This is a genomic window from Limnohabitans sp. Rim8 (genome assembly GCF_945869175.1).
Classification (GTDB): Bacteria; Pseudomonadota; Gammaproteobacteria; order Burkholderiales; family Burkholderiaceae_C; genus Limnohabitans_A.
Window position 1 is genome coordinate 1 of the sequence record NZ_CAMBNZ010000109.1, and the last position, 8,413, is coordinate 8,413.

Below are 8,413 nucleotides of genomic sequence, written 5' to 3' on the forward strand. Positions count from 1 at the left end.
CCCGCACTGCAGCCTTGCTGGGTGGGCAGGTCGACTGGATCGAAGCGCCAGCACCCGACGCCATGTCGCAAATTCGCCAGCGGGGCTTCAAGATTGAAAGCAACGCCCAGCCGCATGTGTGGCCTTGGCAGTTGTCGTTTGCCGAAGGCTCGCCTTGGCTGGACAAGCGGGTGCGTCACGCGGCCAACTTGTGCGTGGACCGTGAAGGCCTGAAAACCCTTTTGGGCGGGATGATGGCGGCCCCCAAAGGCACCGTGCCTCCGGGCCACCCCTGGTGGGGCAACCCCAAATTTGACATCAAGTACGACGTGAACGCGGCCAAGACCTTGATGACACAAGCGGGTCACAGCGCGGCTAAACCCCTCAAAGTCAAGGTGCAGATTTCGGCGTCAGGCTCGGGCCAGATGCAGCCCTTGCCCATGAACGAGTTTGTGCAACAGTCGCTCAAGCAGTGCTTCTTTGACGTCCAGTTTGACGTGATCGAGTGGAACACCTTGTTCACCAACTGGCGTAAGGGTGCAAAGGACCCATCGGCCAACGGCGCCAATGCCATCAATGTGAGCTATGCAGCGATGGACCCCTTCTTTGCCATGGTTCGTTTCACCAGCACAGGCGCCTTCCCACCGGTGTCCAACAACTGGGGTTACTTTGGCAATCCGGAATTTGACAAATTGATCACCGATGCCCGTACTCAGTTCGAAGATAAGAGGCGTGATGAGGCGCTGGCCAAGTTGCACGCCCGCATTGTTGAAGAGGCGCCTTTTGTCTGGATTGCCCATGACGTGGGGCCTCGCGCCATGAGCACCAAGGTCAAGGGTTTCGTGCAGCCACGCAGTTGGTTTGTTGATTTGGCGCCAGTGTCGATGGACTGATGGTCACACGGCGTGGGCCCACCGGGCCCATGCCGCTGGGTGTGCAGTCAGGTGGTGAGCGGCCTGCCTGCACACTTTTTTTAATTGCAGTTTTGGAGTGCTGGCATGCTCAGCTTTTTGTTGCGGCGACTGATTTATTCCCTGCCCATCATGCTGGGGGTGGCGCTGGTTTGTTTTGGCTTGGTGCACCTGGCACCCGGTGATCCTCTTATGTCGATTTTGCCGCCTGACGCCTCTGCTGATTTGCAGGCGCAGTTGATCGAGCTGTACGGATTCAACCGCTCTTACCCTGAACAGTTTGTGACCTGGGTCTGGCGCGCTTTGCAGGGCGATCTGGGTACTTCCATTGCCAGCAACCGGCCGGTGGCTTCGGAGGTCATGACCGCCGTGGGCAACACTTTGCGCCTCGCCTTGCTGGCCACCCTGATCGGGTTTGTGCTGGGCTGTTTGTTTGGTTTTGTGGCCGGGTATTTCCAGAACTCTTGGCTGGATAAATTCGCTTCTTTGCTGTCTGTTCTGGGGGTCAGCGTTCCGCATTACTGGCTGGGCATGGTCCTGGTGATTGTGTTTTCGTCGATTTTGATGTGGCTGCCGCCGGGCGGCGCTGGGCCCGGTGGCTCCAGCCAGTGGGTGTGGGATTGGGAGCACTTCAAGCACATGCTCTTGCCCGCCATCACCATGAGCGTGATCCCGATGGGCATCATTTCTCGGACGGTGCGGGCCTTGGTGGCCGACATCCTGGCACAAGAGTTCATCGTGGGTTTGCGTGCCAAGGGCTTGACCAATTTGGGGATTTTTTGGCATGTGGTCAAAAATGCCGCCCCCACTGCTTTGGCGGTGATGGGCTTGCAGTTGGGTTATTTGCTGGGGGGCTCGATCCTGATCGAGACGGTTTTTTCCTGGCCTGGCACGGGCTTCTTGCTCAATTCGGCCATCTTCCAGCGCGACTTGCCTTTGCTGCAAGGCACGATCTTGGTGCTGGCGATGTTTTTTGTCGTGCTCAACCTCATCGTGGATGTGATCCAGACCTTGCTGGACCCTCGCATTGCACGCGCTTGATCCCGACCCCAAGGAATTGAAATGACTTCATTGAATGCGGCTGCCAGCCCTGTGCTTCCGCTGGTGTACGAGAGATCGGCCGGTTATTGGGAAACCGTGGGGCGTCGGTTTTTACGCGACAAGGTGGCCGTGGGTGCCGCCCTGGTGGTGCTGTTGTTGATGGTGCTGGCTGTGTTCGGCCCCTGGCTAGCGCCCATGGACCCGTACCAGTCCGCCATGCTCAAACGCCTCAAGCCGATTGGTTTTGAAGGGCACCCCTTGGGCACCGACGAGTTGGGCCGCGACATGCTCAGCCGCTTGATGGTGGGGGCCAAATTGTCTTTGTTCATGGGCATCACCCCCGTGGTCTGTGCGTTTGTCATCGGCTCCTTGATCGGCATCACCGCCGGCTACACCGGCGGCTGGGTCAACAGCGTGATGATGCGCACCATCGACGTTTTTTATGCTTTTCCTTCGGTCTTGTTGGCCATTGCCTTGTCGGGCGCTTTGGGGGCTGGCATCACCAATTCCCTTATTTCATTGACGATTGTGTTCATACCCCCGCTGGCCCGTGTGGCCGAAAGCGTGACCACGCAGATTCGGGAGCGTGATTTTGTCGAGGCAGCCAGGGCCTCGGGTGCGTCGGCATTCACCATTGTGCGGGTGCATGTGCTGGGCAATGTGCTGGGGCCGATTTTTGTCTATGCCACGAGTTTGATTGCGGTGTCCATGATCCTGGCTTCGGGTTTGAGCTTTTTGGGTCTGGGGGTCAAACCCCCTGAGCCGGAATGGGGCCTGATGCTCAACACCTTGCGCACCGCCATTTACACCCAACCCTGGATTGCAGCCTTGCCTGGGGCGATGATTTTCATGACATCGATTGCTTTCAACCTTCTGGCCGACGGTTTGCGCTCGGCCATGGAAATCAAACAGTGAGGTTCGAATGACTATGGCCCATGATGCGGCGGGCGGATCCACCCAGCCGATGCTTTCGGTGCGTGGCTTGGTCAAGCACTTCCCACTCAAGAAAGACCTGTTGGGGCGCGGCGCGGGCGTGGTGCGTGCCGTGGATGGGGTGAGCTTTGACGTCTTCAAGTGCGAGACCTTGGGGGTGGTCGGCGAGTCCGGTTGCGGCAAATCGACCACGGCGCGGTTGCTCATGCAGTTGATCACGCCCGACCAGGGCGAGCTGGTGTTCGATGGCCAGACGGTGGGCAGCAAGTTGCTGCCATTGAAGGCCTACCGTCGCCAGGCCCAAATGGTGTTTCAAGACAGCTACGCGTCCTTGAACCCTCGCCTGACCATGGAGGACTCGATCGCATTTGCCCCCATGGTGCACGGATTGCCTGAGCGGGAGGCGATCGAGCGAGCGCGTGACTTGCTCGACCGGGTGGGTTTGGCGCCACAGCGCTTTGCTGAGCGTTATCCGCACGAGCTTTCAGGGGGGCAAAGGCAGCGCGTCAACATTGCCCGGGCTTTGGCCTTGCAGTCGCGTTTGATCATCTTGGACGAGGCGGTCTCTGCCCTGGACAAGTCGGTCGAAGCCCAGGTGCTGAACCTCTTGCTGGACTTGAAAGAGGCGTTTGGCCTGACCTATATATTCATCAGCCACGACCTGAATGTGGTGCGATACATGAGCGACCGGGTCATGGTGATGTACCTCGGCCAAGTGGTCGAAGTGGGGGGCAGTGAAACCCTGTTCAAGCATGCCGCGCACCCCTACACCCAAGCGTTGCTGTCGTCCATCCCGACTTTGGACCCGGATCGGCGCACCGAGACCCCGCCTTTGGCAGGCGACCCCCCCAACCCCATCAACCCGCCCAGCGGCTGTCGTTTTCACACCCGTTGTGTGCATGCCCAAGCCATTTGCAGTGAAAAGATGCCGGTGTTGGCCCAAGCCCAGCATGGCCAACAGGTGGCCTGTTGGATGCACGTCGCTGGCGCAGCGCACACCGGTGCACCGGCAGGGCAGGGCCTGGTCAAGCCTTTGGAGGTTGTGGCATGAAACCGGACACAACAACGCCTGCATTTGTGGACATCCGTCAGTTGCATGTCACGTTCACCGGGGGCAAGAAACCCGTTCAGGCGGTCTCGGGCGTGGACTTGCGCGTACAACGCGGAGAAGTGGTCGCCCTGATTGGCGAGTCAGGCTCTGGCAAAAGCGTGACCTTGCGCAGCTTGTTGCGTTTGCATGCGGAGAAAAAAACCCAAATTGCAGGGCAAATTCGTGTGGGTGATCACGACGTTCTCAAACTCTCGCCGGACCAACTCAGCCGATTCCGTGGACGTGTGGCCTCCATGATTTTCCAAGAGCCATTGCTGGCGCTGGATCCGGTTTACAGCTTGGGCCAGCAAATCATTGAAACCATTCGCCGTCACGAGGATGTGAGCGAGGCCGCCGCCAAACAGCGCGCCTTGGCCCTGTTTGAGCGGGTGCGCATTCCCAGTCCTGAGCGTCGCTTGCAGGCCTATCCGCACGAAATGTCGGGTGGCATGCGCCAACGCGCCATGATCGCGCTGGCGCTGGCCTGTCAGCCCCAGTTGTTGCTGGCCGATGAGCCCACCACCGCCCTTGACGCGACGGTGCAGATCCAGATCCTGTTGCTTTTGCGCGAGTTGCAAAAAGAGATGGGCTTGTCGGTGATTTTTGTCACGCATGACATCGGTGCTGCGGTGGAAGTGGCTGATCGGATCGCCGTGATGTACGCCGGTCGCATCGTGGAGGAGGGGCCTGCCCGCACCTTGATGCGTGAGCCGCGGCACCCCTATACCCGGGCCTTGCTCCTCAGCCGCGCCGACGGGGCTTTGGCCAAAGGCCAGCGCTTGGAAACCATTGCGGGTGCACCGCCGGACTTGACGGATTTGCCCAAGGGTTGTGCTTTTGCGAGCCGTTGCAAAATGGCGGTGCCTGAATGCAGCGATACACGCCCAGAGGTCACTTGGTTGGCCGATGGCCACAGTGTCCGTTGCCTGCTGGCCCAGCCTCAGCGGGTGGCCTGATCGTTTTTCAAAGTGAGGTCAATATGAGTCAACACACCGATGCCCTGTGGGACAACGCCCACGCTTTCATGCCTTACCCATCCAGCCCGGTGGCCCATGCTGCTACCGGTCCTTTGTCGGGCTTGAGTTTTGCGGTCAAAGACATTTACCACGTCAAGGGTTACCCCACCAGTGGCGGCCAACCCCTGCTGATGGCGCTTTGGGGTATGCAGGACCGCAATGCGCCAGTGGTGCAAAGTTTGCTCGACGCCGGTGCGCGCTTTGTTGGCAAAACGGTCACCGACGAATTGGCATTTTCCATGAATGGTCAAAATGCCCATTTCGGCGCGCCGATCAATGGCGCTGTGGCCGAACGCATCAGTGGAGGGTCCTCCTCGGGTTCGGCTTCTGCCGTGTCGAACCGCCTGTGCGATGTGGCTTTGGGCTCGGACACCGGCGGCTCGGTGCGGGCACCCGCCAACCATTGCGGTTTGGTTGGCATGCGGCCCAGCCATGGCCGCATCAGCCTGCAAGACACCATGGCCTTGTCGCCCAGCCTGGACACCTGCGGATGGTTTGCCCGCGATGTGCCCACCTTTGCCCGCGTGGCGCAGGTCTTGTTGGGCAGCGATCCACAGCCCTTGCCCGATCAGATTCGGTTGTTGGCTCCGACCGACATGTGGTCGCTGGCCACGCCAGGCGCCCTCAAGGCGCTCAAGCCTGTTCGGCAAAAAATTGAACAATGCTTGGGTAAGGCCAAGCCGGTGCGCATCGTGCTGGATGACATGGACAGCATGTACTGGCATTTCCGCGCCATTCAGGGGCGCGAAGCCTGGGATGTTCATGGCGCGTTCATTCAGCGTTTCCGTCCGGTGTTGGGCGCAGGGGTGGCCCAGCGATTTGACTGGTCCTCCAAAGTCAGCGACGAGCAGGTGGCCAAGGCGCGGGCTTTTCGCGAACGCTGGTGCAAGCACATGCAGCACATCCTGGGCACAGATGGCGTTCTCTTGATGCCCACCATGCCCGATGCGGCCCCCTGGATCCGTCAGACCGATGCCGAATTGGAGGACTACCGCAACCGGGCCACCAATTTGCTCTGCGTGTCGGGCATGGCGGGTTTGCCACAGGTGAGCTTGCCTCTGGCCAGCCATCAGGGTGCGCCCTTGGGCATCTCTTTGGTCGGGCCCAAAGGTTCAGACCGCAGCCTGGTCAAACTGGCGGAACTCATCCACCGCGCTGGATCTTGAGACCTTCAGATTGATTCCCTGCGTGCGGCTTCAAAGAGGACCCAGGCGCACGCCCAAAGGCAGTGAATGAATCTCACAATCTTCGGTGGGGCCCTGGCGCTCCAGCACCAAAAAGGCCCCGTTGTCCAAGGCCATCAGGGGGTGATGCCAAGTGCCTTTGTGCAAGGTGAAGCCTTGCTGGCCCGAGACCTCAAAGCATCGCAGCGTGGTCAGATCGGGTTGGTCTTGACCCAAGGCCACCAGCAAGCGGCATCGCGCACCGGTCAATGGCACAAAGGTCTGGCTGCCCCGTTGGTGACGTTCCAGCAAGTGGCAAGGGCCCTGCGGGTTTTGCGCCAGGGCATGGAATACCGCCACAACAGGCGCGCCCTGATCACCCGCCAGGTCCAAGCCAGCAGGCAAATCCAGTCGCCCGCTGGTGCCTTGGTTGATCGATCGGTTGGGAGATGCAAACAAATCCAAAACCTTGCCATAGGGGGAGAAGGTGTTTGCTGTCAGGGGCTGACAAGCCAGAATACCCACAGGCTTGTCCGTGTTCTTGGGGTGACTTGGGTGCATGGGGTCCATCATGACAGATGAGCTTGGATGGGGCGTGCCGCTGCCACGCAAGGCCAAGCCGGACGAGCCTGTCAGTTTGTCGATGGAGGGCGATGCCGTCGCTGGCTTTGCAAATCCCCCCAAAGAGCGCACGGTGTTGCCAATCACAGGCGCCGATCGGGTGTATGAGGCGATTTATCAGGCGGTTTTGGAGCGCCGATTGTCCCCGGGGGAGCGCTTGCGTGAGCAAGAGCTGGCCGAGCAGTTCAACGTGTCGCGCACCTTGGTGCGCCAAGCACTGCAACGTCTGGCGCAAGAGCAGGTCATCGAGTTGCTGCACAACCGCGGTGCGCGCGTGCCCATTCCCAGCCTGGAAGATGCGGGCAGTGTTTTTGATGCCCGCAGGGTGGTCGAGTGCGAAGTGGCCAGGCAACTTGCCGGACGACTGACCGCCGAACAATTGCAGACCTTGCAGGATTTGGCGACTTGTGAAGTCGAGGCGGACCGCCAAGGCAAGCATGCGCTGGCCGTTCGTCTTTCGGGTGAATTTCACCAAGCCATGGCGCGCATGCATGGCAACCCGGTTTTGACCCGTTGGCTCAACGGTTTGCTGCCCACCACCTCCTTGCTCATGTCCCATTTCAAACGCCAAGGGGGGCAAGTGTGTGTGGCCCATCGCCATGTCGACTTGATCGCAGCCCTGCAAAAAAATGCCGCAGCAGCGGGTGCAGAAATGCGCAAACACCTCAATGAACTGGAGCAGTCCCTGACGGCCCCAACGACACCTCGCCGACAATTGCGCGATGTTTTTCAAGCCTACCGTGACAGCCCTGAGTGAACACCTTTGGAGATCACCCCATGAACCTGAGCCCCGAAACCTTGTCTTCCTTGCGCATTGACGAAGACCGTTTGTGGCAATCCCTGATGACGCTGGCCCAAATCGGCGGCACCGAAAAAGGGGGCGTCTGTCGCTTGGCCTTGACCGATCTTGACCGACAAGGCCGTGACCTGGTCACGTCTTGGGCGCGTGAAGCGGGCATGACGGTCACGGTCGATCAAATCGGCAATGTCTTCATGCGCAGACCAGGGCGGCAGCCCGATTTGCCGCCCGTCATGACCGGCAGCCACATCGACACCCAGCCCACGGGCGGGAAGTTCGACGGCAACTACGGCGTGCTGGCCGGGCTGGAGGTGGTGCGCTGTCTGAACGACCACGGCATCGAAACCGAGGCCCCCATTGAGGTGGCCTTTTGGACCAATGAGGAAGGCTCACGCTTTGTGCCAGTGATGATGGGCTCGGGTGTGTTTGCGGGCGCGTTTTCGCTGGAGCATGCCTACAAAGCCCAAGACCAAGAGGGAAAAACCGTGCTGGAGGAGTTGCAGCGAATAGGGTATGTGGGCAGCGAAGTGCCTGGGCAGCACCCCATCGGGGCGTATTTTGAAGCCCACATCGAACAAGGCCCGGTGCTGGAAGACGCGGGCGTGACCATTGGCGTGGTCAGTGGTTCCTTGGGCATCCGTTGGTTTGACTGCACCGTGACCGGTATGGAGGCTCATGCCGGGCCCACCCCGATGCCCTTGCGCCGAGACGCCTTGCAGGTGGCCACGCACTTGATGCAGGCCGTGGTGAACTCGGCCAACTTGCATGCACCGCACGCCAGAGGCACGGTGGGCATGGTGCATGTGCACCCGAACAGCCGCAACGTGATCCCGGGTCGGGTCAAATTCAGCATCGATTTG

General features: G+C 60.0%; 9 protein-coding genes. 8 read left to right on the top strand and 1 reads right to left on the bottom strand.

Annotation, left to right across the window (positions count from 1 at the left end; genetic code table 11):
• The 6 genes from Q0O19_RS13100 to Q0O19_RS13125 all read left to right on the top strand — a co-directional run.
• Positions 1 to 872 (top strand): ABC transporter substrate-binding protein (locus Q0O19_RS13100; protein ID WP_295523686.1); only part of this gene is annotated, 872 nt, incomplete at its 5' end.
• Positions 873 to 977: 105 nt separating this feature from the next.
• Positions 978 to 1,931: an ABC transporter permease gene (locus tag Q0O19_RS13105; protein ID WP_295523687.1), complete on the top strand. Its 954-nt coding sequence runs from the start codon at positions 978 to 980 to the stop codon at positions 1,929 to 1,931.
• 21 nt (positions 1,932 to 1,952) lie between these two features.
• Positions 1,953 to 2,846 carry an ABC transporter permease gene (locus Q0O19_RS13110; RefSeq protein ID WP_295523689.1) on the top strand — a complete coding sequence of 298 codons (894 nt, stop codon included), beginning with the start codon at positions 1,953 to 1,955 and terminating at the stop codon, positions 2,844 to 2,846.
• A 7-nt stretch (positions 2,847 to 2,853) separates the two neighbouring features.
• Positions 2,854 to 3,915, top strand: coding sequence for an ABC transporter ATP-binding protein (locus tag Q0O19_RS13115; protein WP_295523691.1), 1,062 nt, complete (start codon positions 2,854 to 2,856; stop codon positions 3,913 to 3,915).
• Positions 3,912 to 4,910 carry an ABC transporter ATP-binding protein gene (locus Q0O19_RS13120; RefSeq protein WP_295523693.1) on the top strand — a complete coding sequence of 333 codons (999 nt, stop codon included), beginning with the start codon at positions 3,912 to 3,914 and terminating at the stop codon, positions 4,908 to 4,910. Before Q0O19_RS13115 ends, Q0O19_RS13120 begins: the two co-directional genes overlap by 4 nt.
• A 23-nt stretch (positions 4,911 to 4,933) precedes the next feature.
• Positions 4,934 to 6,136, top strand: coding sequence for an amidase (locus Q0O19_RS13125; RefSeq protein WP_295523694.1), 1,203 nt, complete (start codon positions 4,934 to 4,936; stop codon positions 6,134 to 6,136).
• A 30-nt stretch (positions 6,137 to 6,166) separates the two neighbouring features.
• On the opposite strand, the gene Q0O19_RS13130 is transcribed toward Q0O19_RS13125, so the two are convergent.
• Positions 6,167 to 6,694, bottom strand: coding sequence for an ureidoglycolate lyase (locus Q0O19_RS13130; RefSeq protein ID WP_295523695.1), 528 nt, complete (start codon positions 6,692 to 6,694; stop codon positions 6,167 to 6,169).
• Positions 6,695 to 6,704: 10 nt separating this feature from the next.
• Between Q0O19_RS13130 and Q0O19_RS13135 the strand changes: the two genes are divergently transcribed.
• Positions 6,705 to 7,511 carry a GntR family transcriptional regulator gene (locus Q0O19_RS13135; RefSeq protein WP_295523696.1) on the top strand — a complete coding sequence of 269 codons (807 nt, stop codon included), beginning with the start codon at positions 6,705 to 6,707 and terminating at the stop codon, positions 7,509 to 7,511.
• A 20-nt stretch (positions 7,512 to 7,531) separates the two neighbouring features.
• Positions 7,532 to 8,413, top strand: an 882-nt coding sequence (locus Q0O19_RS13140; protein WP_295523697.1) for an allantoate amidohydrolase, incomplete at its 3' end; no start/stop codon positions are given.